23 protein-coding genes are annotated in these 24,345 nt (G+C 46.4%); 15 read left to right on the forward strand and 8 right to left on the reverse strand.

Annotated elements, in window-relative coordinates; translation table 11 throughout:
* The first annotated feature begins 5 nt into the window (after positions 1-5).
* The 5 genes from CVV44_12360 to CVV44_12380 all read left to right on the forward strand — a co-directional run bounded on the left by CVV44_12360 (position 6) and on the right by CVV44_12380 (position 4,735).
* Positions 6-509 carry a chemotaxis protein CheW gene (locus CVV44_12360; protein ID PKL37954.1) on the forward strand — a complete coding sequence of 168 codons (504 nt, stop codon included), beginning with the start codon at positions 6-8 and terminating at the stop codon, positions 507-509.
* A 43-nt stretch (positions 510-552) separates the two neighbouring features.
* Positions 553-927, forward strand: a complete 375-nt coding sequence (locus CVV44_12365; GenBank protein PKL37955.1) for a two-component system response regulator — start codon at positions 553-555, stop codon at positions 925-927.
* A 25-nt stretch (positions 928-952) separates the two neighbouring features.
* Positions 953-1,252 (forward strand): hypothetical protein, encoded by a 300-nt coding sequence (locus CVV44_12370; GenBank protein ID PKL37956.1) that lies wholly within the window; start codon positions 953-955, stop codon positions 1,250-1,252.
* A gap of 12 nt (positions 1,253-1,264) precedes the next feature.
* Complete coding sequence (locus tag CVV44_12375; GenBank protein PKL37957.1) at positions 1,265-3,478, forward strand: chemotaxis protein CheA; 2,214 nt, start codon at positions 1,265-1,267, stop codon at positions 3,476-3,478.
* Positions 3,479-3,634: 156 nt separating this feature from the next.
* Complete coding sequence (locus CVV44_12380; protein ID PKL37958.1) at positions 3,635-4,735, forward strand: chemotaxis response regulator protein-glutamate methylesterase; 1,101 nt, start codon at positions 3,635-3,637, stop codon at positions 4,733-4,735.
* A 3-nt stretch (positions 4,736-4,738) separates the two neighbouring features.
* On the opposite strand, the gene CVV44_12385 is transcribed toward CVV44_12380, so the two are convergent.
* Positions 4,739-5,629: a hypothetical protein gene (locus CVV44_12385; protein PKL37959.1), complete on the reverse strand. Its 891-nt coding sequence runs from the start codon at positions 5,627-5,629 to the stop codon at positions 4,739-4,741.
* A 439-nt stretch (positions 5,630-6,068) separates the two neighbouring features.
* Here CVV44_12385 and trxB point away from each other — a divergent pair, with 439 nt between their 5' ends.
* A complete protein-coding gene (gene trxB, locus CVV44_12390; GenBank protein PKL37960.1) occupies positions 6,069-6,989 on the forward strand; it encodes a thioredoxin-disulfide reductase in 921 nt (306 codons plus the stop codon).
* 106 nt (positions 6,990-7,095) lie between these two features.
* Complete coding sequence (locus CVV44_12395) at positions 7,096-7,533, forward strand: hypothetical protein (GenBank protein PKL37961.1); 438 nt, start codon at positions 7,096-7,098, stop codon at positions 7,531-7,533.
* 8 nt (positions 7,534-7,541) lie between these two features.
* On the opposite strand, the gene CVV44_12400 is transcribed toward CVV44_12395, so the two are convergent.
* The 4 genes from CVV44_12400 to CVV44_12415 all read right to left on the reverse strand — a co-directional run bounded on the left by CVV44_12400 (position 7,542) and on the right by CVV44_12415 (position 11,129).
* A complete protein-coding gene (locus CVV44_12400; protein ID PKL37962.1) occupies positions 7,542-8,342 on the reverse strand; it encodes a hypothetical protein in 801 nt (266 codons plus the stop codon).
* 320 nt (positions 8,343-8,662) lie between these two features.
* The gene (locus CVV44_12405) at positions 8,663-9,634 is read right to left on the reverse strand and encodes a hypothetical protein (protein PKL37963.1); all 972 of its coding nucleotides are present in this window, start codon (positions 9,632-9,634) and stop codon (positions 8,663-8,665) included.
* Positions 9,634-10,446 carry a pyrroline-5-carboxylate reductase gene (locus tag CVV44_12410; GenBank protein ID PKL37964.1) on the reverse strand — a complete coding sequence of 271 codons (813 nt, stop codon included), beginning with the start codon at positions 10,444-10,446 and terminating at the stop codon, positions 9,634-9,636. Before CVV44_12410 ends, CVV44_12405 begins: the two co-directional genes overlap by 1 nt.
* Positions 10,447-10,448: 2 nt before the next feature.
* A complete protein-coding gene (locus CVV44_12415; GenBank protein PKL37965.1) occupies positions 10,449-11,129 on the reverse strand; it encodes a YggS family pyridoxal phosphate-dependent enzyme in 681 nt (226 codons plus the stop codon).
* Between the two features lie 497 nt (positions 11,130-11,626).
* On the opposite strand from CVV44_12415, the gene CVV44_12420 reads away from it, so the two are divergent.
* The 3 genes from CVV44_12420 to CVV44_12430 all read left to right on the forward strand — a co-directional run bounded on the left by CVV44_12420 (position 11,627) and on the right by CVV44_12430 (position 15,034).
* Positions 11,627-12,460: a hypothetical protein gene (locus tag CVV44_12420; protein PKL37966.1), complete on the forward strand. Its 834-nt coding sequence runs from the start codon at positions 11,627-11,629 to the stop codon at positions 12,458-12,460.
* Positions 12,461-12,526: 66 nt separating this feature from the next.
* Positions 12,527-12,943: an adenosylmethionine decarboxylase gene (gene speD, locus CVV44_12425; GenBank protein ID PKL37967.1), complete on the forward strand. Its 417-nt coding sequence runs from the start codon at positions 12,527-12,529 to the stop codon at positions 12,941-12,943.
* Positions 12,944-13,156: 213 nt separating this feature from the next.
* The gene (locus CVV44_12430; GenBank protein PKL37968.1) at positions 13,157-15,034 is read left to right on the forward strand and encodes a hypothetical protein; all 1,878 of its coding nucleotides are present in this window, start codon (positions 13,157-13,159) and stop codon (positions 15,032-15,034) included.
* Positions 15,035-15,049: 15 nt separating this feature from the next.
* Here CVV44_12430 and CVV44_12435 read toward each other — a convergent pair whose 3' ends face one another.
* Complete coding sequence (locus tag CVV44_12435; protein ID PKL37969.1) at positions 15,050-15,802, reverse strand: hypothetical protein; 753 nt, start codon at positions 15,800-15,802, stop codon at positions 15,050-15,052.
* A 187-nt stretch (positions 15,803-15,989) separates the two neighbouring features.
* On the opposite strand from CVV44_12435, the gene CVV44_12440 reads away from it, so the two are divergent.
* The 5 genes from CVV44_12440 (at position 15,990) to CVV44_12460 (ending at position 22,293) form a co-directional block, all read left to right on the forward strand.
* The gene (locus CVV44_12440) at positions 15,990-16,673 is read left to right on the forward strand and encodes an adenylate kinase (GenBank protein ID PKL37970.1); all 684 of its coding nucleotides are present in this window, start codon (positions 15,990-15,992) and stop codon (positions 16,671-16,673) included.
* Positions 16,674-16,897: 224 nt separating this feature from the next.
* Positions 16,898-17,308, forward strand: coding sequence for a hypothetical protein (locus CVV44_12445; protein ID PKL37971.1), 411 nt, complete (start codon positions 16,898-16,900; stop codon positions 17,306-17,308).
* A gap of 186 nt (positions 17,309-17,494) precedes the next feature.
* Complete coding sequence (locus CVV44_12450) at positions 17,495-19,105, forward strand: hypothetical protein (GenBank protein PKL37972.1); 1,611 nt, start codon at positions 17,495-17,497, stop codon at positions 19,103-19,105.
* An 18-nt stretch (positions 19,106-19,123) separates the two neighbouring features.
* On the forward strand, positions 19,124-20,626 hold the full coding sequence (locus tag CVV44_12455) for a hypothetical protein (protein PKL37973.1): 1,503 nt from the start codon (positions 19,124-19,126) through the stop codon (positions 20,624-20,626).
* 17 nt (positions 20,627-20,643) lie between these two features.
* Complete coding sequence (locus CVV44_12460; protein ID PKL37974.1) at positions 20,644-22,293, forward strand: hypothetical protein; 1,650 nt, start codon at positions 20,644-20,646, stop codon at positions 22,291-22,293.
* Positions 22,294-22,310: 17 nt separating this feature from the next.
* Here the strand turns inward: CVV44_12460 and CVV44_12465 are convergent, their stop codons facing one another.
* Together CVV44_12465 and lepB are read right to left on the reverse strand one after the other, a co-directional pair.
* A complete protein-coding gene (locus tag CVV44_12465) occupies positions 22,311-23,279 on the reverse strand; it encodes a hypothetical protein (GenBank protein ID PKL37975.1) in 969 nt (322 codons plus the stop codon).
* A gap of 145 nt (positions 23,280-23,424) precedes the next feature.
* Positions 23,425-24,345: a signal peptidase I gene (lepB, locus tag CVV44_12470; protein ID PKL37976.1), complete on the reverse strand. Its 921-nt coding sequence runs from the start codon at positions 24,343-24,345 to the stop codon at positions 23,425-23,427.

The following is a 24,345-nucleotide window of genomic DNA, read 5'->3' on the forward strand; positions in this document are numbered from 1 at the left end:
ACTGCATGGGAGGATTTCGCATGAAAGGAGCAGCGACCAAACGGGTCATTGAGGAAAGCGTTGAAGAAAGAATGTTTGTCACAATATCCATCGGTGAAGATAAATTCGGCGTTGATGTCAATAAAATACAGGAGATAATGGGTATACCTGAAATCGCCAGGGTCCCCAATGTCATGCCCTTTATGAAGGGCGTCACGAATCTTCGGGGGAAGGTTATCCCCCTCGTTGATCTACGGATAAAATTTCATATGCCTGAACGGGAATATGACAAGCTGACGGTCGTTATGATAGCGGAAATTAAGGGAACCCTGGTCGGGCTGATAGTTGATTCCGTTTCCGATGTAATCAGTATGCCTCTGTCCAATATCCAGAAGACGCCTCATTTCAGTTCGAGTTTTGATACCGATTGTATTAACGGAATAGGCAAACTTGATGACCAGATAGTAATCATAATCGATGTGGATAAAATATTCACTGACGATGAGCTGGCCAGGATCAGCGAAGAATGATACTGGCTTATGTTGCACCAAATATTTTTTGGAGGATTTATAAATGGGAAAGACAATTATGATTATTGATGATGCCACATCGATACGTCAGGTTGTAGCCATGACACTGGAAGAAGCCGGTTATGAATATATTGAGGCTAAGGATGGAGTTGATGCGCTCAATCAGCTTGATGGCAGACAGGTCGACATGTTCATCTGTGATGTGAATATGCCTAATATGGATGGTGTCACTTTTCTGGAGAAGGTTAAGCATGACGACAGCTATTCCTCATACCGGTTCACCCCTTTTATCATGCTGACTACCGAATCGGGTGCGGACATGAAGGCCAAGGGCAAGGATCTGGGAGCCAAGGCGTGGATGGTAAAGCCATTCCAGCCGGAGCAGTTGCTTGGTGCTGTTAAGAAACTAATAATCTAGAAATACAATTACCAGGAGAGTCTATATGAATGCCAGTGTGAAGGAAGAAAAAAAAGGTTCCGGTGATATCAGCCTTTCTATAAAGGGAGATATGACCATATATACCGTCAATGAACTGAAGCAGTCTCTGTTGAATGGCCTGGAAGGCTCAACCGGGCAGATTGAGCTCGATCTGGGCCAGGTCAGCAGGATCGATACTGCCGGTTATCAACTGCTCCTGCTGCTGGACAGGGAGGCTCTCGCGGAAAATAAAAAGATTGTGATAAAGAAACTGAGTGGTGAGGTTAAAAGGCTCTTTAATCTCTATAAATATAGTTATCAATAAAGGAGATGAGCAATGGGATCAGGAAAATTTAACCTAAATGATGCATTAAATACCTTTTTTATAGAAAGCAGGGAGATGCTGGAAAATATGGAATCCTGCCTGCTGGAGCTGGAGAAGGATTCAACCGATGCCGAATCCATGAATGCCCTGTTTCGTTCGGTTCATACCATTAAAGGTTCTTCAGGCATGTTTGGTCTCGAGCCCATCGAACGATTTACGCATATAGTGGAAAATATTCTTGATGATGTGCGGACCGGTAAAATCTCCGTTGATTCCGATCTCATCGGTTTGCAGCTTGAATGCCATGATTTTATGGCGCAGCTCCTCGATCTTTTTGAGCAGAATAAGAAGGCCGTGCTTAGTGACGAGATGGTCCAGAAGAACGGGTATCTTGTTGAAAGACTGAACAGCTATCTCGGAGGCGGTAATACGGCTCCGGCAAAAGAAGAAAAAATTGAGTCCCAATTGGAAGTGAACGGCGGGGAAGAAGATCAGGTTGTCAGTGAATACTGGCACGTATCTCTTCGTTTTCATAAAGACGTATTTAAAAACGGCCTGGATCCTCAATCATTCATCAATTATCTCAGCGAAATGGGTGAGATAAAAAACATTATAAGTGTTTATGATGAAATGCCCCATGCGGAAGAGATGAATCCCGAGGATTGTTACCTGGGTTTTGAAATCGTTTTTGATGGAAGTACCGATAAGGATACCCTCGAAAATGTTTTTGAATTTGTCATAGATGACTGCCAGCTGAGGATTATACCACCCAGAAGCAGCATCGCCGATTATGTCAATCTGATCGACGAGCTTCCCGAGACTCCCATGAAGATCGGCGATATGCTGAAAACCGTAGGGTCGCTGACGGAAATCGAGCTTGAAAAAGCACTGGAAATGCAGAAAGAAATGAGCGGCGGGGATGATGAAGCTGACCGGAACAGGTTCATCGGCGAAATCATGGTGAATGAAAAAATGATCCAGAAGCCTGTTCTTGATAGGGCCTTGGAAAAGCAGAACGATATAAAACGCCTTGAAGAGAAAAAGAAAAAGTCAATCAGGATCGACGCTGACAAGCTGGATAAACTTATAAACCTCATAGGCGAGCTGGTGATTACCGGTGCCAATGTTCGGCAGCTCAGTGAACGCACGGGAGACATTGAATTGAATGAATCGGTATCCTCCATGTCGCGGCTCATCGAAGACGTACGGGACAGCACCATGAACCTGCGCATGGTTCAGATTGGCGAGACCTTCAAACGTTATGAGAGGATTGTCCGGGATCTCAGCAGGGAACGCGGTAGAGAGATCGAGCTTGATGTAAACGGCGGTGAAACGGAACTGGATAAAACGCTCATTGAAAAAATATCCGATCCCCTAATGCATCTGATCAGGAATTCCATCGATCACGGTATCGATAATCCCGACGATCGTGTTTTACGGGGTAAACCGAGAAAAGGGACAGTTCAGCTCAATGCTTATTATGAAACGGGCAGCATCGTCATCGAAGTCATTGATGACGGTGAGGGGCTGAACCGTGAAAAGATATTCAATAAAGCGGTTCAGTCAGGGATTCTTCAGGCGGACCAGAAGATATCCGATGATGACCTGTTCCAACTCATATTCCAGCCCGGTTTTTCCACGGCGGAACAGGTCACTAATATTTCAGGCCGCGGTGTTGGCATGGATGTGGTAAAGAAGAATATCGAATCGCTCAGGGGTTCCATAATAATAGAGAGCGAGAAGGGTGTGGGGACCACCATGCGGATTCATCTGCCTCTTACACTGGCTATCGTGGATGGCTTCATGGTGAAAGTTGCCGATTCCTACTATGTCATGCCTCTCGATATGGTGACAGAATGTTCCGAAATTTCCATGGAAGAGCTTGCCGGGAAAGAGGGTGGAAATTTCATGAACCTGCGTGGAGAGGTTCTCCCCTTTATGAGGCTCCGTGAATTTTTCCGGGAAGACGGCGAGGCCCCGACAAGGGAAAACATCATTGTCCTCGAGTATGCGCGGATAAAGGCAGGGCTTGTGGTTGATAAACTAATTGGTGAATTTCAGACCGTTATCAAACCCCTGGGGAGACTGTTTAATAATCTTCAGTGGGTGAGCGGTGCGACCATTCTGGGCACGGGCGATGTGGCCCTTATACTGGATGTGCCGAAGCTGGTTCAATATATTCAGAAAATAGAAGCCGCCACCCTGGCCTCTGTTGAGGAATCCTGATTACCGCCATATATGATTCTGTTTTCCATATATAGCGGTTTTGTCCAATGACCGGAAATTGCACTGATTCTCCCCCGCCTGCAGCGGGGGAGAATTTTCATAAGCCTCATAGATCGGCAATTTCTGTGCGTCTAACAAAAAAAGCGGGTATACTATTTGAAAAAGATCAGAGTTGCCATTATTGATGATTCGGCTTCGGTGCGGGCGGTCCTGAGTCAGATATTGAATTCTGATCCGGCAATCGAGGTTTTGTTCACGGCAAGTGATCCCGTGTTAGCTTCCAGACATCTGGCAAAGGAGTGGCCCGATGTCTTTATCCTCGACATTGAGATGCCCCAGAAGGACGGACTTACCTACCTGAAAGAAATCATGAAAGTACGTCCCACTCCGGTGGTAATCTGTTCCTCGTTAACGGAAAAAAATACCGCTATTACCATGGAGGCCATGAGGGCCGGTGCCGTGGAGGTGTTGACGAAACCCCGGATCGGGCTCAAGGAATTTTTCAATGAATCGGCCATGATGATTGTTGATGCAGTGAAATCGGCAGCGCAGGCAAACATAAAGGTTCTCGGGAAGGCATCCTCGTCACTGGACAATAACAGGCCGGTATATGCCGACAAGGGGATTCCTCCGAAACTGAGCGCCGATGTTATATTGTCTCCTTCATCGGGTCGGATTTCTGCCAAAACCGAAAAATTTGTGGCCATAGGAGCCTCGGCTGGAGGGACACAGGCCATAGAGGCAGTTCTTAAAATGCTGCCCGTGGAAGTGCCCGGGATCGTTATCGTGCAGCATATGCCGGAGAAATTTACCAAAGCCTTTGCGGAACGTCTGGATATGGTATGCAAACTCACCGTAAAGGAAGCATCGGACGGTGATAAAATAATTCCCGGAACGGTTCTGGTAGCGCCGGGAGACCGGCATATGCTGGTCAACCGTAAGGGTACCGCTTATTCGGTTGCGATCAAGGATGGCCCTCCCGTGAGCAGGCACAGGCCTTCGGTGGATGTTCTTTTCCGGTCCGTGGCCAAATTCGCCGGACCCAATGCACTGGGAATAATTCTTACGGGAATGGGAGATGACGGCGCGGCAGGTATGGTCGAAATGCATGATTCGGGGGCAAGGACAATAGCGCAGGATGAGGCGACCTGTATCGTGTTCGGAATGCCCCGGGAGGCTATAAACCGCGGTAGTGTGGACAGGGTGCTTCCGCTGGATAAAATTTCCGGGGAGATAACGCGGTACGGCAGCAGTTGAGGATCAGGGTTGACTGCTTTTATATTCCCGAACTCCCCTGTTGTGGAGGAGCATTTTTTTCTGCATTTCGTCCATGTCCTCTTTTGAAAGAAGCCCCTGATGTATAAAATACTCACCGATAGGACGCTGAAGATTTTTCTGTTTACAAAGGACTGCCTTGTACTGGAAGGAAGAGACAAGGCCCAGCCGCATGGAGCACTGCCCGAATTTTTCCCTGGGTTGCCGGTTTTTAAGAATGGTGATGATATCCTCGTGATTCAGTATTCTCCAGTCCATGGCAATTTTACCGAAAGATGGTCTCTGGCCTCTCTGCCATTGTATGGCCGTAACAAGGCTCATCAGGGAGATATGTCCCGAGTAATAGAGAAACTGCCCCAGCATCAGCTCCTCCATGGGAAAGAGCATGACCATGGAACGGGTATAAGTCCCATGCCTGGAATAATATTTATTTTCCTGCTTACTGCCGGTTCCTGAATACTGACGATTCCGTTCGCTGCTGCTCTTTTCCTCATGCTGGCGGTGCCGGTTTTTCCGAAAGTGAGCCCTGCCGTGCCAGTTCTTTTTTTCATCTTTTCCCTGAGCGTTATTATAGGTATAACTTTTTCTATGAGCCGATGGAGTCGCGCCCGTGAAGGACGATACTGATCCTTTTTCGACAACCGAAGCAAGCAGAGAGTAGGCCTCATTGATCTCTTTGAATTTTTTTTCAAGGATGCTCCGGTGAACTCCCAGGAGAACAGCCCTGTCGGGATGGCTTTTCATCGCCATCTGCTTGTAGGCGCTTTTTATCGAATTAATTTTCAATCCGCGCAGCATTTCCGGATTAACACCGTACTTAACGGAGAAGAGGAGCTGATATGCTCGCAATACATCATAATAATTTTGATGTTTCATGGGCCCACGTATCTCTCAGGTAGGTTTTTAATGCTCATGTATATATTTCGGTTTACTATTTCATCTTATTGATATTTTATTGAAAAAGAATGGTTTCTTTCTGTCATGCATAATTTTCTATGACATCTATTCTTTTTTCAACGATTAAATGGGGCATGGATAAAAAATATGGTATAAGGGAACCTCTATAAATTAGATTTTGGAAGTTCCCTTGTGGGCACAGGCATAGGAAAAATTAGGTTTTTTCATTTTTTGGTTAATGAAAAACCTAATTTTTAGAGGTTCCCATAAAATAATTGTCACTATTTAGCATGTAATGCACTATGTAATTAATAATAAAAATTGAAGAAAAAGTATTGAAAAAAAAAGGGGCTTGATGCGAATAAGTAAATACTAAAATTCTAAAAAACGTGTCAATTATTCTATGCAGGAGACTGAGATGAAGGATCTTATTATTATCGGGGCGGGACCGGGAGGACTGGCGGCATCAATTTACGGCATACGGGCCGGGCTCGATGTACAGGTTGTTGAAAAATTTTCACCGGGCGGCCAGGTTATGAATACCTATGAGGTGGAAAACTATCCGGGATTTGTGGAACCAGTGGCAGGCTGGGAGCTCATGTCGAAAATGGAGGAACAGGCCCGGAGACTCGGTGTGAGCATTGAGAACGGCGAGGTTTCTTCTATACATAAGGATGCGGACAGGAATTTATTCGTGATACGGCTTACCAGCAACAGGGTTCTCGAGGCCAGGACGGCTATTATTACAACGGGAGCCGCCTTCAAAAAACTGGATGTGCCGGGAGAGAAGGAATTTACCGGCAGGGGAGTATCCTATTGTGCGACCTGCGACGGGGCCTTTTTCAGGGATAAGGTAACGGCCGTTGTGGGCGGCGGGGATACGGCCCTGGAAGAGGCTATTTTCCTTACCAGGTTCGCCGGCAGGGTGTATATCATACACCGGCGCGACAGTTTTAGAGGATCGAAAATCCTGCAGGACCGGCTTCTGGCCAATGAAAAGATAATTCCCATATATGATTCTGTTGTGGAATCAATCAATGGAGACATGAAGGTTGCAAACCTGTCATTGCTGAATAAAAAAACCGGGGAGAAATCGAATCTCGATGTGGATGGTGTCTTTATATTCGTCGGTTATACGCCCAATTCGCAGTTTTTGCCCGATGAATTACTCAATGAATGGGGCGAGGTGAAAGTCGATATGCAGATGAGAACCGCCGTGACGGGATTATTTGCCGCCGGCGACATAAGGAGCGAGTCGAAGAGGCAGATAGTGATGGCTGCCGCCGATGGTGCTACCGCTGCCATGAATGCCTATGACTATATCACGGACATGCCGTAAGTAAAATAATATCATCCCCGCGTCTTTATGGTTGACTGAATAAAGGATTGGTGTATACTGGTGGGCGTTCCTGCTCGAAACGGGGTTTACCAAAAGGAGTTATGGCATGGGAAAGAAAGTGCTTCTGCTTTGCATCATCACCTTTATCGCATGCATGGGATGTAATAAGAGTGAGAAATACGCCGATGTCCGTGCATACATCAGTGACATGGAAGCCTACCTCAACCAGTATGCCGATACCATGGCCAGGGCGGAAAATGCCGGGGATGTGGCCCGTGCCATTGATCAATATATTGTGAAAATGACGGAATTTGCCGAGCGCAGCAGTTCCCTGGCGAAAAAATATCCGGAATTGGCCCGGGATGAGATTCCCGGTGAATTGAAAGCGGACTTCGAGCGCCTCAATGAAACGGCCAACGCGCTGCCGGATAAAATATCGGAACCCCTTGAGAAATATATGTCCGATCCACTTGTGCTCAACGCCATCCTGAACCGGGCGAACAAGCAGGAGGAAATCATCGGTATGGGCATGGGTAAAGAATAAGCGGCAATTTAGAAATTCGTTGCGTAAAAATTTTCTATGGATTCCCTGACCTGTCCTTTCAGCTCCCTTATCCGCAACTCATCCACCCTTAGATACTCAAAGCTGAAATATTTTTCGTTGAGAAACAGTGCCTTCGACATGCTAAGCCGCATCATGGGTATATCCTTTCTTCCGTACTTTTTCATTATATAGCCCCGGCAGGGTTCAGTGCTGATGATGAATTTTTCACTGACCGTTCCTTCGGCCCGAGGGAATGATTTTTTTAGCTGCTGAAGCAGTTCATCGGCCAGGGGCGCGGGACATGTTTCCACGACGTCTCCGTTTATTTCAATTTTGTGATCAATCTGAAAGAGGGGGCGCGGCTTGCCCTTGTCCGCGGAGTTGCGGGGGCCCACGGGCATCATGGTATGGCATTCAAGAATGAGGTCGATCTCTCCCGTTTCGCATATTTTTTCAACGGCCTCGTGAAAGGGGAAATAGTACCGGCGCAGCATTCCCGATATGGCTATTTCATCGGGGAAATGGCCCGATTTGAAAATATTTTTCCCCTGCAGGGTTTCGGTTTTCATCACGCCGTTTGTACTGGCCGGCGGTAATACACGGTATGGTCTGTCCAGGTCGATGAGGAGGCGGGTAATATGGGTGTCCAGCCTGGCGTTGGCCATGTCATCCAGGGCGAATAATTCATTGGCGCAGGTGTCGGCTTCGATGAAAAGATCGATGTCCCTCAATGCCACGTATTCAGCCAGTTCCTCCGGAACGGTGAACCCTCCATGAGGGATCAGGATTAAAATGGGATATTTCTTCATGATAGAATTGACATGATTAAAAAGTCCGGCATTGTCAATTATTATTCCACGCCGGGGCTCTCAATATATATATAAAAAGTTATTATATTTTAAATACAGGGAACAGCATGGAGGGCTTCGCCAATATTGCCATCAACGATAACACAACTTCTTCTATATGCAATTGTTGCGGTTCAGGGTTGTTTAAGGGGGATGATCAAGCGGGTTAGATGAAAGCCTATGAGCGGTTCGCCGGGAATCTCAATTAAATTTAACACGGCAGAATGGGCGGAGACTGTTGGCCTCATTTTCCCGCATGCAGGACTCTATGGGCCCTGCTCTTACCAGATAACAATCAGGGGATTGATGATTTTATCATGAAGCATGAGGGTGAAGTGAAGATGGGGCCCCGTTGACCTGCCCGTCGATCCTACAAGACCGATCACGTTTTCCTTGGTGACCCATTCGCCCACCTTTACCATCATTTTTGAGCAATGCGCATACAGACTGCAATATCCGTCATTGTGCTGTATGACGATGGTTTGTCCGTACCCGTCACGCCATCCCGTGTATATCACCATGCCTTCCCTTGATGGATGGATTTTACTGCTATAGGGCGCCATGATGTCCACGCCGTTATGAAATGCCATGGCATGATAAAAAGGATCCACGCGGTCGCCGAACATCGATGAATATGCACCCTTTAGGGGGGCCTGGAAAATGCTTCTGTAGCTGTACAGTCGTTCCAGCGATGGATTTACCAAGGCAGGCCGTGCATCAGGGAAGAAGACCAGGCGTATGTCGTCGTTGGATATGAGCTTGTATATTTTCGGCAGATAATCGCCGAGAATTTTCTTTTTATAGTCGAGCCTTGACGACATTCTCAGGACATCGATAAAATCGTTGAAGGCGAAAAGTACCCCGTCTTCTGCCGGGATCACCAGCTCAACACCTTCTCTGGCATTGAGGCTGTTCAGGAAGGGATTGGCCGCAATAAGAGTGTCAATGGTTATATTGTACCTGTTAGTGACGTTCCAGTATGATTCCCCGGGCAGCATGGCATGAATTCTTAACTTTACACCTGGATCGCGGGGATAATTCTTTACCAGGGCGATATATTCCTTCTGGGCCGTGAAAAGTGGAAAACCCTGGTTCATTACATAGCTTTCGGGATTAACCCGGGTGCCTTTTTTTATGACAATGTTGTAAAAATTCAGGACGATGATTGTGAACAAAAAGAGAATTGTTGCGGCGATCGCCGCTGTTTTTATTTTTCTCATATGGTAGCGGGTGAGAGGTATGGCGTTTAACATTATTTGCTCCCCAGTTTTTGAGATTTTTTTGTCGCCGCTTCTATGGCACTCATAACAGTGCCCGAGAAGCCCTTCTCCTCGAGAATATGCACCGCTTCTATCGTGGTGCCTCCCGGAGAAGTGACCTTATCCCTCAGTGCAATGGGATTTTCCCCCTGTGAAACCAGCATGGCGGCCGATCCATATACTGTTTGTGCCGCCAGCAAGAGGGCTTCATTTCTGGGGATACCCATTTTCACCGCACCATCGGCCATTGCCTGTATGAATGTAAAAACATAGGCAGGGCCGCTTCCCGATATTCCCGTTACAGCGTCCATAAGATGTTCCGGTAAAACAAGAACTTTCCCAATTTGTTCGAAAATCGTCTTAACCGTTTCAAGTTCCGATGTTTTTACGCGGCTGTTAGGCGACAGAACGGTCATCGCCTCTTTGACCAACGCCGGGGTATTTGGCATTGCCCGTACAATTGCCGCATCCTGCCCCATAATCTTTTCCATGGAATCGATAGTCACGCCTGCCGCGATGGACACAATTATTTTTGAATCCGTCTCCGGTTTAATGGACCTGAGCACTTCAGGTATTATCCCGGGTTTAACCGCCAGTATTATAATATGACATTTTTTCGCCAGCTGTGCCGCCGATGATTCCATCGTGATGGAGTAAGTCCCGGCCAGTGTTCGTGATTTATCATCATCGGTATCAAAGACCAGGAGATCGGCGGTGTCTATAGTGCCGGCCAGCCCTGCGAGGATGGCGCCTCCCATGTTTCCGGCTCCGATGCAGCCGATTATTTTTCCTGCCGGTATCGTCATCTTCAGGTCCTTTCTCCAAAAATCAGTCCGCCGATTCTCACAATTGTGGCCCCTTCTTCAACGGCTATTTCGAAATCGTGAGACATTCCCATGGACAGTTCTTTCAGGGGTGTTCCTCCCTCTTTGTTTATCCGGTTCAACAGGTCCGCCGTCATCCTGAAACAACTGCGGATAATATCTCTGTCCTCGGTAAAGGGGGCCATTGTCATGAGGCCCAGGAGCTCAAGGTTTTTCAGCCCCCTTATTTTTTTGGCCAATTGAATCACATCGTCGGGATCTACGCCGCTCTTGGAATCCTCCTTCGATGTGTTTACCTGGATAAGAATTTTCTGGATTTTATTGATCTTCTCAGCTTCCCCGCTGACCTTTTCAGCGGTGCCGTACTTATCTATGGAATGAATAACATCAAAGAAATTAACCGCTTCCTTCGCCTTATTTGATTGAAGATGACCAATCATATGAAAGGAGGCGTTTCCCCGCAGCCGGGGAATCTTATTCTTTGCTTCCTGAATTTTATTTTCACCGAATTCAGTTATTCCCGCGTTTAAAGCTTCCTGCATGATCTCGGGAGGAAAGGTCTTTGAAACAGCAATTATCCGTACTGAATCGGCTTCTCTCCCCGCTGAATCTGCTGCAGCTTTAACGCGCTCTCTGACCCGGTTATAGTTGTCAATTACAGCCATTTTACCGTTTTATTGCGCTTCAAGCGCTTATGTATATTGGATAAAGAAATCCCTGACTTCCCTTTCCACTCTTGCGCGGCTTTATGGCCCATCCCTGACTGCCACGGGGCACTTTGAGAAAAGAATATTTCAGTGTTTCCGGATATTCCCTCTCATGTCAAGAACAATATAGGAAAAGGAGTCTGGACGGACTGCTTTTTATATTCAGGAAACACATCTACATATATAAGTAAAGCACAATTTATCTTATGTCTCTTGATTATTTATTAAGGCCCCCATAAGAAAATTATTGAAAGAATATACTATGAATTGTATTTGACTTTACCCGGGATGCTGCAATGATAAAACAGCGTCGAATTATTCCTGCTTGACAACTAAAATGTGTTTGAGGCCATTTAAAGATGTCTGATGTTTTACTATGGAAATAATCAGTGTACCCATATAAAATGAAGGGTGCAGTAAAAATTAAATGATTAAAGAAGGGGTTAAATCAAAAAATGCAAGTTGATGACAGAATCTATCGGTCGCTGCTGCCTATTCTTATTATTAATGTCGCATTCATGACGGCTTTCCTGTACTATGCCGTGACTTTTAAAAAAAGGCCGAAAACACAGGAGGTTCTCTCCAGGCTGCACACAAGTTTTCTTGGCGTTTACTTCCGTGAGTTCTGGACCTGGCTGATCAGCCCTATTGTCAAATCTCTAGCTTTCCTCCATTTCACTCCCAACATGGTGACGACTCTGTCTATTTTCATGTCCCTGTTTACGGGCTATATGATTGTTATAGGCAGACTGGATTGGGCAGGATGGCTTATCGTCCTGAGCGGCACCATGGACATGCTCGATGGACAACTGGCCCGTTTGACGGGACAGACGACCAGGTCAGGCGCTTTTTATGATGCCTGTATGGACCGGTATAATGATGCCTTTGTGTATGCCGGCTTAGGTCTCTATTTTGTATGCAGAAATTTTAAGCTGGGAGACGCGTCTTTCACCGTGGATTCGCTGGATTTTATGATGCTCATAGTATCAATTCTTCTCATTCTTGGTACTGAAGTCACCAGCTATTCCAAGGCGCGGGGCGAGGCCATGGGCTTTGATACGAAAAAAGGACTGATGCAGCGTCCTGAGCGCGTAGCTTTTCTGAGTTTTTTCATAGTCCTGTATCCGTTTTTCAGGATACTCGCTGAGAATAACGGCCTTCATCCCGATATATCGCTCATCATCTCCGTTATTGTTATGACTGTTCTGGTTAATTTCACAGCCATTGTCCGCATTGTTGATCTTTTCAGGCAGATAAAAATAACCGATGTGGCCGCGAAAAATAAATAATTTGATGGTTGAACTACTAATACAAAAGCGCAGGCAGGTTGTGGATAGCTGCGGGGCTCCCAAAGCATGAACAGTTCGTTGAGCCGGGATCAAAGCATATTGGGGTCTCACTATATTGCAGAATATCACGACTGCAACACCACTTTTCTCGATACCCGGGAGCACCTTGAAACAATTATGATGGAGGCGGCGGGCCTTTCCGGCGCCACCATCATACAGCCTTTTTTTCATTCCTTTTCTCCCCAGGGGGTGAGCGGCGTCATCGTCATTGCCGAATCGCATTTTTCCATACACACATGGCCGGAATATGGGTATGCCGCCGTTGATCTTTTCAGCTGCGGCTTCTTTGATTTTACCAGGGCCTTCCGCCATATAAAGGAAGGCCTTGAGGCCGGGAATATGTCACTGTCCGTTGTTGAACGGGGATTGCTTCGGGGAGGAGCTACCGTTCCGGATCGCCTTGTACTGAGGGAGATAGTTTAGTCTTTTTTGACCTTTTCATGTTTAGGAACAACCTTGTGAGGAGAAGCAGAATAAGGACCGTCAGTGCCGTTATGAAATCGGCACTCTCCAGATTGGCACAGTGGGTACAGACGCCTGAACCGCTTATATTTTGCAGAATATGCCCCATGGATGTTTCCTTGTACAGGTGTTTATTTTAAGAGACCATAATTAAAAGTATACCCGTTGACCCATATGTTTCTGAAAAAACAAAAAAAAACCAATCTGCAGCAACTGCTTCTGAGAATTTCCGTATTGCCTGCCATGGCCCTTCTTTTAATAATACTGGGGATCATTCTTACCGCCTTTGCACTTATAGAACAGAACATCGTTTCTGACATCCGTATGACCGGCAAGGAACTCTTTCATGACACATCCAAGGCGCTGAAAAGGTCGGGAGAACTGGCTATCAGGGAAAAGGCCGGCGATATCGCGAAACAAATAGACCTTTTTATCCGGCTGCATAAGGGGGTCACGGTCGGATCGCTGCAGCGCAGCGGCGATTTTAACAAAATAGCCCTTCAACGTGTGGGAGATTCGGGGTACAGCAGCGTCATTGATATGAAAACAGGAGTTATCGTGGTTCATCCCGACAGGGCTTCGGTAGGAATGAGCCTGAAAAATATTGCCATTGATTCCCCGCAGTTGCTCGATGCGGCCGGGAATAAAAAAGAAATCTACGGTTACTATAAATGGCGGGACTCCGATGGTGTCGTCCGGGATAAGTTTATGTACCTGGAGAGGGTAAAAACATGGACCTCCGATGGTGTGCAACTGGGAGTGATTGTGACCATTTATTTCAGTGAGTTCATAAAACCCATTGAACATATCGAGGAGAAAATCGAGGCGGAGATAGGACGGACGCTGGGGACGCTGGACAGGTATCTCGTAATCATCGTAAGTGTGGTACTGTTGACCCTTGCACTGGGAATCGTGGTGTCCTTCGTCCATTATTCAATAAAGGTCAAGGAGATTCAGCGGCCTATCGACGAGCTGCTTTTCGGGACCCATGAGCTCAGCCAGGGAAATCTTGATCACCGGATAAAAAAACTGGAGCCCGAGGAGTTCAATATCCTCGCCTCCTCTTTTAACGCCATGACCGATGAATTGAAACAGCACCGTGATTTTCTCGAAGACGAAGTCCAGCGGCGTACGGCCGTTATTGAGCTTTCCGAGCATAAATACCGCAACCTGGTGGAAAACACCAATGATATCGTCTTTTCGCTGAACGATCGATGGGAATTCATTACCGTGAACGGGGCGGTTAAAACCGAACTGGGATTTTCTCCCGAAGAAATCGTCGGGAAGCCCATAATCAATTATGTTCACATGCCCTCGGCCAAAAATGAAGAGATAGACCGGCTGCTCTTTCTGGAAAAGCTGGAATCCCTCCGCGGACGCCAGAAGATAGTCAATATTAAAACATTTTTCAAGCACAAGTTTTCCGAGGAACCACGGGAATTGCGCCTGAGATTTGAATACATTGATACGCCCTGGGGGAGTGAATTCCTGGGCAAGGCATCGAGCGTGGGCGAGGATTCACTGGCCGATTTTCTCCGTGATGAAAGCCAGACCTATGTCATCAACAATTACCTGATCAACGCCGAGAATATAAGCCAGAGGGTGACCAGAAACCTGGGCAGGTACATGGAGCGTCAGTCCGTTGTGAATATCAGGATAAGCATCAGGGAAATGATTCTCAATGCAATTGAACATGGGAACCTGGAGATAACCTTTGATGAAAAGAGCGATGCCCAGGTGAAGGGCGGATATATGAAATTCATCCGTGAGCGGCAGAAGGACCCGCGTCTCATGGACAGGAAGATCCGCATCGGGTATCACCTTTCACAGGAGGCGCTTAGCGTCACAATCAGGGACGAGGGAAAGGGTTTTGATCATTTCACCATGCTGAAAAAACAGATGGATGATGTTTTTTCCGGCGTGGCAACCCATGGCCGGGGCATTATGCTGGCGAAATCCGCTTTTGATACTATTACCTACAATGAAAGGGGGAATGAAGTGACACTGGTAAAAAATTTCCGGAAAGCCCCGGCCGGAAAGACATCCGCATAGCCGGATTATCCGCCGCTATTTTTTTTTAAGCCTCAGCGCTCCTTCCGAAATGGTAACCACATCAACAAGTCCCTGCCGGGTAAACCGGTGCACCAGCCGTATGGTATCTTCCATCCTGCGTGGCGGGGTGATATATTTTCCCTGTCCGGGACCTATACGGTGGAAGCAGAGGACCAGCCAATAGCGATTTTTTACAGCCTGGGAAATAAGTTCTTCCAGTTTTTCCCGTTCCGGCGATTCGATACAGCTGATCCTGTATGGATCGGTACTTCTGGAATTCAATGCGCCCCGGAAGCCCAGGGGATAGGTGGCTGCCGCCATGTAGTTTGTCCTGACATGGGAATCATAAAGGAAATTTGAAAGACCGTAGGGGTAGGCGAAAGTCCGGACTGCCATGCCCCGCTGCCGCAGCAGTTCTTTGCTTTGCACCACCTGGTACTCATGATTTCCCGGTCCGGTGCAGGGCAGGTACGGGTGGGTCATGCTGTGCGAGCCGATCTCATGTCCCGACTCCTGCAGTGTTTGCAGGTCCGCCCATGTCATATAGGGTGCATGGTCAATCCTGCCGGCTATGCAGTAAATTGTCGCCTTCATGTTCAATGAGCTTATGAGGCGGCAGGCCTCCACCTGCGAGGCAAAGGCATCGTCAAACCTGAAGGATACCATGGCCTTCTCGAAGGAGTCGTCCTTGCCCGCGCATGACCCGGGAAGCATGATCAGGATGAGCAGCAGGGCCGACAGGGATGTTTGCAGTGACTTTCCAGACATAGAAACAGGCTTTCCATGAGATGATCAGAATTTGGATACTTTGTTCCGTATGTCAAGGATTATGCCGTATCGCTCAACGAATATGGGAAAATAAGGAGCAAAGGGATGTAAAATTTGTTTACATAAAGCAGCAAGTGCATGAATGTTGTAAAAAATAAGAATTCCAATGATATAGAGGGGTAATACTATGAATATCTTAATATTTGGTCCCAATGGCAGCGGAAAAGGAACACAGGGAGCTGTTGTTCAAAAGAAGTTTAAAATTACTCATATAGAGTCGGGAGTGATCTTCAGGGAAAATATCAAAGGCGGTACGGAATTGGGCAACAAAGCCAAGGCATATATCGACCGCGGTGAGCTTGTTCCCGATGATATCACTATTCCCATGATTCTTGACAGGCTTCAGAAGGATGACTGCAAGTCAGGATGGCTTCTCGACGGATTCCCCCGTAACCTGGAACAGGCGGAACAGTTGAAAATGGCCCTGGACAAGGCGAATATGAAACTGGATTTCGTCATTGAAATCCTGCTTGATCGTGAGATCGCCAAGAACAGGATAATGGGAAGAAGATTGTGCGCCGCGGATAACAATCATCCCAATAACATCTTCATTGATGCCATCAAACCTGCGGAAAAAGACGGCGGGTTCGTATGCCGCGTATGTGGCGGTTCCCTGTCAGCGCGTTCCGATGACCAGGATGAAGTTGCCATCGGCAAGCGTCATGATATTTACTATGATGCAAAAACCGGTACGCTGGCAGCAGTCAATTATTTCAAAAAGGTATCTAAGGATGCCGGAATTAAAGTGATTGAACTTGATGGGAAACCCGGAGTCAAGGAAGTTGGCGACTCTCTCATGGCTCAACTGTAAGAATTTATGAGCGGGCAGTAATTAAAGTAAGGAAGGCGGGACCATGAGGTGCCGCCTTTTGCTTTCAGCCAGGCTTCGGTAACCACCGCAGCAATATTGTTGTGAATCTTTCCCGGGATAAAATTCTCCTCCGGGTTGGAGTTTTTTAATGGTTGAATAGGCTTGACACGGGGCGCTTGCTTAGATAAAGTGACAGCAGAAGTTAATTATGTATAAAAAATATAATGTATAAGAAAGTAAATGCCATGGAAAAAAAACTTAAAACAGCGTTTATACTAATGTGTCTTCCGGCAATTCTGAATCTGTCTTTAAGCGGGTATCTTCATTCGATTCCCGGGGGCACGCTGGATTTTCAGGGATACCTTCTTGGAACGATACTCAGTATATTGTTATCCTTTTTCTGGATATGGCAGGTAAAAAAAAGTATGGCCTCAAATCCCATGGTCATGCTGAAAGTGATTTTTTTCGGGTTTACGTTGAAACTGGCTGTACTGGGTCTCTTCGTCTATGGAGGATATCATGTAATCACTTTCAATAGGTCGTATTTTGCCGTGGCTTTTCTTCTCGGTATACTTTTCACGGTATTCATAGAACTCTGGCTCTATGTGTCTGTAATTCGTGAGAAAAGGGCATGATTCACTTCGGGGGCTGTTTTTTTGTTTTGCTTTTGATGTGATATGATGGTATACTGAAAAAAGAAAAAGAGCAATAGTAAAAATCGGAATTGTTCCTCATGGAGATCCCGTAAATTTTACAGACTGTCCGTGGTGCCGTAATTTAATGCACAGGAGTTTATCTTACAAAAAAAAGGCTGATGATCTATGCGAGATAAAAAATTGAAGGATCTTTCGAAGGAAGAACTAATTCATATTATTGAGAATCTTCAGCAGAAGTATGACATTGAGACAAAGGAACTTTTACCTCTTCAGATTGATTACCGGGCCCTGCTTGAGGCCACTTCGGATATCATCTTTGTAATTGATAAAAACGGTGAATTCGTTTTTGTCAATTCCGCCTGGAAATATTTCTATCCCTCCATGGGCGAGGGACCTATCACGGGACATTATACCGACAACATACCCGATATCGAAAAAACTCGGGCCGCCATTGTATTCAATGATGTAATTTTCAAGGGTAAAACCATTGAGAATGAACTGATGAAAAGCTTTGATGAGAAAGGCGAACCTATATATTTTATAGCCAGTTTCTCACCACTGAAAAACAGCGATGACGAAATAATGGGCCTTCTGGGGATAATGAAGCACAACACGGAACGCCACCTGATAAAGAAAAAACTGAAAGCCAATACGAGAATCCTTGAAGAAAAAATTAAGGAACTGGTAGCGCAGCAGGAAGAACTGAAGTCGCTTCGCGACCTCAGCGAGGATATCATATTCAACGCCCCCATGGGAATTTTTCTCATGGATCCTTCGGGGATCATGCTCAGTGAAAATCCGGCTCTGAAAAAAATAATGGGTCACGGCAATGATTCAAGGATCGGTGTCAATCTTCTTGAGTATACCGGTTTTATCCAGAGCGGGCTGGATAAAGTTTTTGAACAGTGTCTCCGTGAAAAGAAAACGATTAAAAAAGACGATGCGCATTATATCCCCATTGCCGGTGACCGCGAGGTAATTATCGATGTCATCATGGACCCTCTTTTCGATGAGAAGGGAAATGTAAAACGGGTCATCATAATGGTGGAGGATAAAACCGAACAATTTCGGGTTGAGAAAAGGGCAAAGCGCGCGGAAAAAATTTCATCCATTGGCAAGCTCTCTCAGGGTATTGCTCTTGAGCTCAGGGCCCCCATCGATAAAATGTACATGGACCATAATTTCATCATGAATAATATGGAGCAGACGAGCCCGGCTTACGAATATGGAATATCCATAAAGGACCAGCTTCACCGTATTCGCAATCTCTCGGAGCAGCTTCTGGCGCTATCGGGCCCTGAAGAGGGAGAGAAAGAAGTCTGTGAAATAAACAAGGTACTCCTCAATCACCCCATTGATGTGCTCATAAGCAGGCTGAAGGAAAAGGGATTCACCGTGAATCTGAACCTGCCTGAAATAAGCCCCACGGTAAAAGCAACCAGCGGGCAACTCAAGCAGGTTCTTTTTGATCTAATTGAAAATGCCGAAGAGGCCATGCCTGATAAGGGGACGATTACTGTTTCCGTTAAGGCGGAACCGACCAGGGAAGGCGAATTCGTAGTGATAACACTGGCGGACTCCGGTGTGGGCATACCTACGGATAAAATGCAGAAGATATTTGAACCATTCTTTACAACTAAGGGTGAAAATGCCACGGGGCTGGGGCTTATGATCGCTTCTAATGTCATTGAAAACCTGGGCGGGTGCATCGCGATTAAAAGCGCCCCTGGCCAGGGTACTACTTTTAAAATTGCGATCCCCATGTTGAAGACGTGACGGGTAAGGTAGCGGAGTATGTATAAAAAAATAAAGAGCATAGAAGAATTATTCGCCGAAGACGGGTATACGGTTTTTTCCCATGACGATGAAGCGGTTGAGGATAAAGGCAGGGAAGGGCTTGGTGATGCTGAAAAAGAACTCATTGATCACCTTAAATACCTGGTTGACAATCAAAACCTGAGCGGCCATGTCATAACGGAAAGAACGGAGAAGATTCCCGATAAGGAAACTGATATGACGACCTTCAAGCAGAAGGTCGAGGACCGTTATGATATTCCCACCATCGTTGAATTTCTCAACTGGCACATGAACAGGATCTCCGAAAATGTCATCGACCGTGATGAAATAGTCCGCCAGGCCTTCTTCGCCATTCTGACCGGCGAGCATATGCTGCTTCTGAGCCGTACCGGTATGGCCAAATCATTCCTGACCAATTATATATTCCATACTTTTCAGGGAGCCAGGATTTTTTCCTCCCAGGCAAGCAAGGATCAGACACCGGACAATTATTTCGGTCCCTATAACATAGATGAATTTAAAAAGGGGAGGATTCGTCATAATGTGCGAGGCTCCATAATCGAAGCCAACCTGGTTTTTCTCGATGAATTTTTTGATGCCAGCGACGTGGTTTTGCGCTCCCTTCTCTCCGTGCTCAACGAAAGAAAATTTATCAATGGTCAGGAACAGATCGACGCGGCCGTTCATACCGCCATAGCTACGGCAAACTACATGAGAATGAACGAGGTTACCGAAGCGGTACTGGACCGCTTCACCTATAAGTCCATCATTCCAGAGAACCATCATGTGTATTCACAGCTGCTCATCGACCATACCTACGCCTTTACCATGGGTGAGCCGGTCTACACCGAAAAGAAAATCTATTTTGACCAGATCCTCTATCTCCATAATATCATAAAAAATAAAAATAAAGAGATAAAGGTAGAGATACCTGACTTTACCTATTTTATGAAAAATGTCATAGTCAATAAATTCGTCAGCGAAATGAGAAAGAGCGATTATAACTTTTTCATCAGCCCCCGCAAGCAGGCCAAGCTGGGCGATTTTCTCCGTGCCTATGCCCTTATCAACAACCGCCTGGAAGTAACCCTGGATGATATAAAAGATATGCACCTGGCCCTCTGCACGCTGAACAGTTATGTTTCCGTGAAAGCCAAAGACAAGTCGGAAAAGGACGTGTTCCTTGACGCGTATCAGCAGACCATGACGCATTTTAAGGTCACCGGTGCCATACAACAGATCGAGTTTCTTCTGAATGTGCGTAAAATATTTCAGGAACTCCGCGAGAACCCCGACAAACGCGACCAGATACTGGAGAGAAAAAATTTCATCGAAGGGATCCTCAGCCTGCTGAAAAAAATATTGCCCGGCAGGAACCGCGGTGATGAACCTCTTACTATAGAAAATCTCAGAAGAAATGTTGTTGAATTGAACCCGGCCGTTGAAGAGGTGAGCGAGCTGAAAGAGGGGATTCTCAAGGATTATCGTGATATCCATTAAGGTAAGGGGTGACACCATTGCAAGCCCTTGATTTCAGCTTCGGTGCCGGGAAGGAAATAGATTTTTTTGATTATGGTGATTCCATAGGTTTTTTTGACAACCTGCAGCTTATTCTGCCCTCCAAGTTTTATATCCTCTTCGAAATAGCCAGGACGATTTTTACCGGCGAAACGACATCCGAGGCTTTGTGCGCCATCGATGAAATTACAAAAGAAGAGAAAATATACGAGCCCGACAGGGCAGAAACCATCCAGATAAACCGTGTGGACAGAACGTCGCCCCTGAGCGACAGGATGGAAATCGAGATGTACCGCACCATCAACGATCTCAAGAAGGCGCTGCCGCGTGAACTGGCCCAGGATGATGATATATTCTCAGCGAAGCTTTTCACCAAGACCCTCATGGTACAGAAATTCTATGAATCCGAGGCCGACAGCTACAAGCCTATTTCGACAACCATGGACGAGCGCGGTAAAGAGGCAAATAAATTCGAACAGAAGTTTTATATCCTCATGGACCGCTCCCGTTCCATGGATCTCAAGTTCAGGTCTTATTATTCGAAGTGCATCGTGGCGGAATTTTTCCGGAGAAAGCTCAACAGCAAGGCCAAGCTGTACTACCGGGCCTTTGATTCAAAAATCGGGGAACTGTGTAAAATTGAAAAGCGCGAGGATTTCCCCAGCATGATCGAGAATGTCCTCATGACGGATACGGGGGGCAGCAGTACCAATCTTCAGGAGGCCGTTTTCCAGGCCATCAAAGATATCGAATACGACAAGGAAATGCTCAATGCCGAAATCCTGGTGATAACCGACGGTGTCAGCAAGATCAATAAGCATGAAATGCGTAAGCGCCTGGGCTCCATACGGCTCAATGTCATGAAAATAGGTGATGAGCTGGCCGAGGCCGACTATTATGAACTGAAGCGAAACCTGGATCACGATAATGTCGATTTCGATCCCACATCGGTCAATCTGAAAAACATCAAGAAAAAAATGGATGAGCGTGATCCCGGGAATCCCGGCGATGAGCTGCCCCTTGCAGTGCAGCGCGCCTATCGCCTGGTGCTGGATCATTCGGAGAATGTTTTCAAGGATTTGCGGGAGATATCCCATAAGTACATCGAAATCGCCGATCTGAAGCATGATGGACTGTTCATCCCCTCCGACGAACATGTTCAGAACATTAAAGATACCGTGGAACGTTTTTTGTCCTTTGACTTTATGAAACTGAGTATCGAACAGCGGCAGAAGGCCTATAAAAAGGTATACTTTTTCTGCCAGTACCTGCAACAGCTGATCCAGGCCGATGAGAAGCACAGGGACACCCTTCAGTGGAGCCTGGAAAAGCTTAATGAGATCAAACAGCGTATGCTCAAGGACATGGAGCTCCTTTTTACCATACGGAAGGTGAAGGAGCTTGATGACGATAAAAAACTGATGAAGCTGGCGAAGAAAGAGGCCAGGAAGCTTATGAAGCAGATGCAGCTTGAAAACAGAAAGCTTTCCATCAGGGAAATGAAAAAGGCCCAGGTGCTCCTCACTATGGATGTGGGCGAGGGGAGCATGGGACAGTTTATCCTGCTGCTCCTGGTTAAATTATACATGTTTATTAAAGAGTCCGCACAGTACCTTTTCAAAGGTTCGGCGCGGAAGAAAGAAAAATAAACCGGCCCCGTTGATACCTACAGTTTTTCTTTAAGATACCACTCAACCGTTTCCGTCAGTATCTCCATGTTGTCCTTTTTCGGCTGCCATCCCAGGTCCGTTTTGATGTTCTGGCAGTCCAGGATGAGGCTGTTAAGAAGATAAAAGAGGTGCTCCCTGGTGAAGTAATTGGTTTTGACGAGTTTCAGAAACAGGAAAAGGAAAATAGCTTTACCGGGTGTTATGAAGCTCAGGGGCGGGTCGATCCTGAGCCGGTCTCTGAGTCTGACAATCTGGTCCATCTGGGTCGGAACATTGTCGGAACCTATATTGTATGCCTTGCCGGTCGTGGACTTCGCTGTATAGGCGGCCATGATGGCGTCGGCCGCGTCATCGGGATGGAGGAGCTGGAACTTGGTGTTTCCGTTGTGGGCAACATACATTCTATTGGCCTCGTCCATACCCAGAGCCATGAAGAGCGACATGAGAACGACCGGGTCCTTGACCTGGGGGCCGATGATAAGGGCAGGCCGGAAAATGGTTATGGGCATGCTTTTCTTGGTTATCAGAGTCCAGCACTGGTTTTCAATTTTAAGCTTGTCTTTTCCATATGGCGTGACCGGTTTTTTCCGGTCATCCTGGCGGACCGGCATGGCTTTCGGTTTGCCGTACACTGCATAAGAGGAGAGGAAATAAAATCTTTTTATCGAAGCCTTTTGGGCGGCAAAAAGCAGGTTCTCTGAACCCTTTATATTGATTTTTTTCATGTATTTTCTGCCCTTTTTGCCGGGCCTTTTTATATCCATGAGATGAATAATCGTTTCAACGCCATCACATGCCTTTTTCAACTGTCGGGGATCAAGAAGGTCGCCATTGATAAATTCCAGGTTTTCAGGGAAGTCTTTTGTTTTATAAAAATCGTAGCAGCGGACTTTCTCTCCCTTTTCCACTAGTTTTTTAAGCAGGGTTCTGCCGAGCAGGGTATTGCAGCCTGTTAAAAGTATCATTCACGGCCTCCACATGATGGTGTCAAATTGAGATAAAACACTTGTTCCAAGATATATGAAAAGAACATGAAGAAAATAGTCAAGCATATTTGCATAAAAGAAAACATCCTGGCCGGTATGAACATTAAAAAAATAATGTCAATGTCTAGGGGCGATTATTTTTTAAAAAAGTGGTGATGAACAGGCGTTTCAGTTTCGGTGAAAAAAGGACGCCTTCGATCCTGCTCTCTGCCGCGGAACCTGCAATAGTGGCATAGGGATTTTCCATGAGCCGGTTGTCGCAGGCCATGAAATATTGTCCTTCACCCACAATAAAGGAGTCGCTCTTCACGGGTTGCTTCCGTCTCGTGGTGTCGATCATCACGGCGTATCGGCGGTTGTCTATTTCTTCCGATACCAGGTACTCGGTATAAGCGGCGTCCAGGCCGGACATTTCATTCTCAGAGAGCGCGTCCCGTTTCAGTGGATGACCATTTACCAGCAGGTCCTGGCCCCTGATCGTAACGGCATTGCCGTTAAGCGCTATCAGCCGCGCCGGCATTGCACCATTTTCACCCTGAAAAAGAAGAACGTCTCCTTTAACAAAGCCGGTTGGATTATATTTTTTTATGATGACGATATCACCGGCAGAGATGAGGGGTGATGTGTTTTCACTTCGTATTTGGCGGAAAGAAATAAATGTGAAGAAAATTGCAAGAGTGATGATGGAAATTCCAAGATTAAGAAGGATATAGGCAATATACCAGGCCGGCCCGTTGTACTTTTTCCTGATAATTGTTTTTTTATTGATCGACATCATCATGGCTTTAAAAGGTGATATGAGGGAAATCACGAATGAAAAGAGGAGCATGAATGTCGTGATATACAGGTATGAGGGCCGGGGATTGATCTGCATATAGGCTGGCAGCACGGCCAGGGGGATAGTGCGGAGAAGGAAAAGAATAAAGCCCGATGGCCATTTGCCGCAATACATCTCTCCGGCACCGGTGAACGCGAGAGAGAGGAAGAATGCCGCAGAGGGATTCCTTTCGATTGTTTTCTGAGAGCGTATAATTTTTTTATGCAT

The sequence above is a fragment of the Spirochaetae bacterium HGW-Spirochaetae-1 genome, assembly GCA_002839375.1.
Classification (GTDB): domain Bacteria; phylum Spirochaetota; class UBA4802; order UBA4802; family UBA5550; genus PGXY01.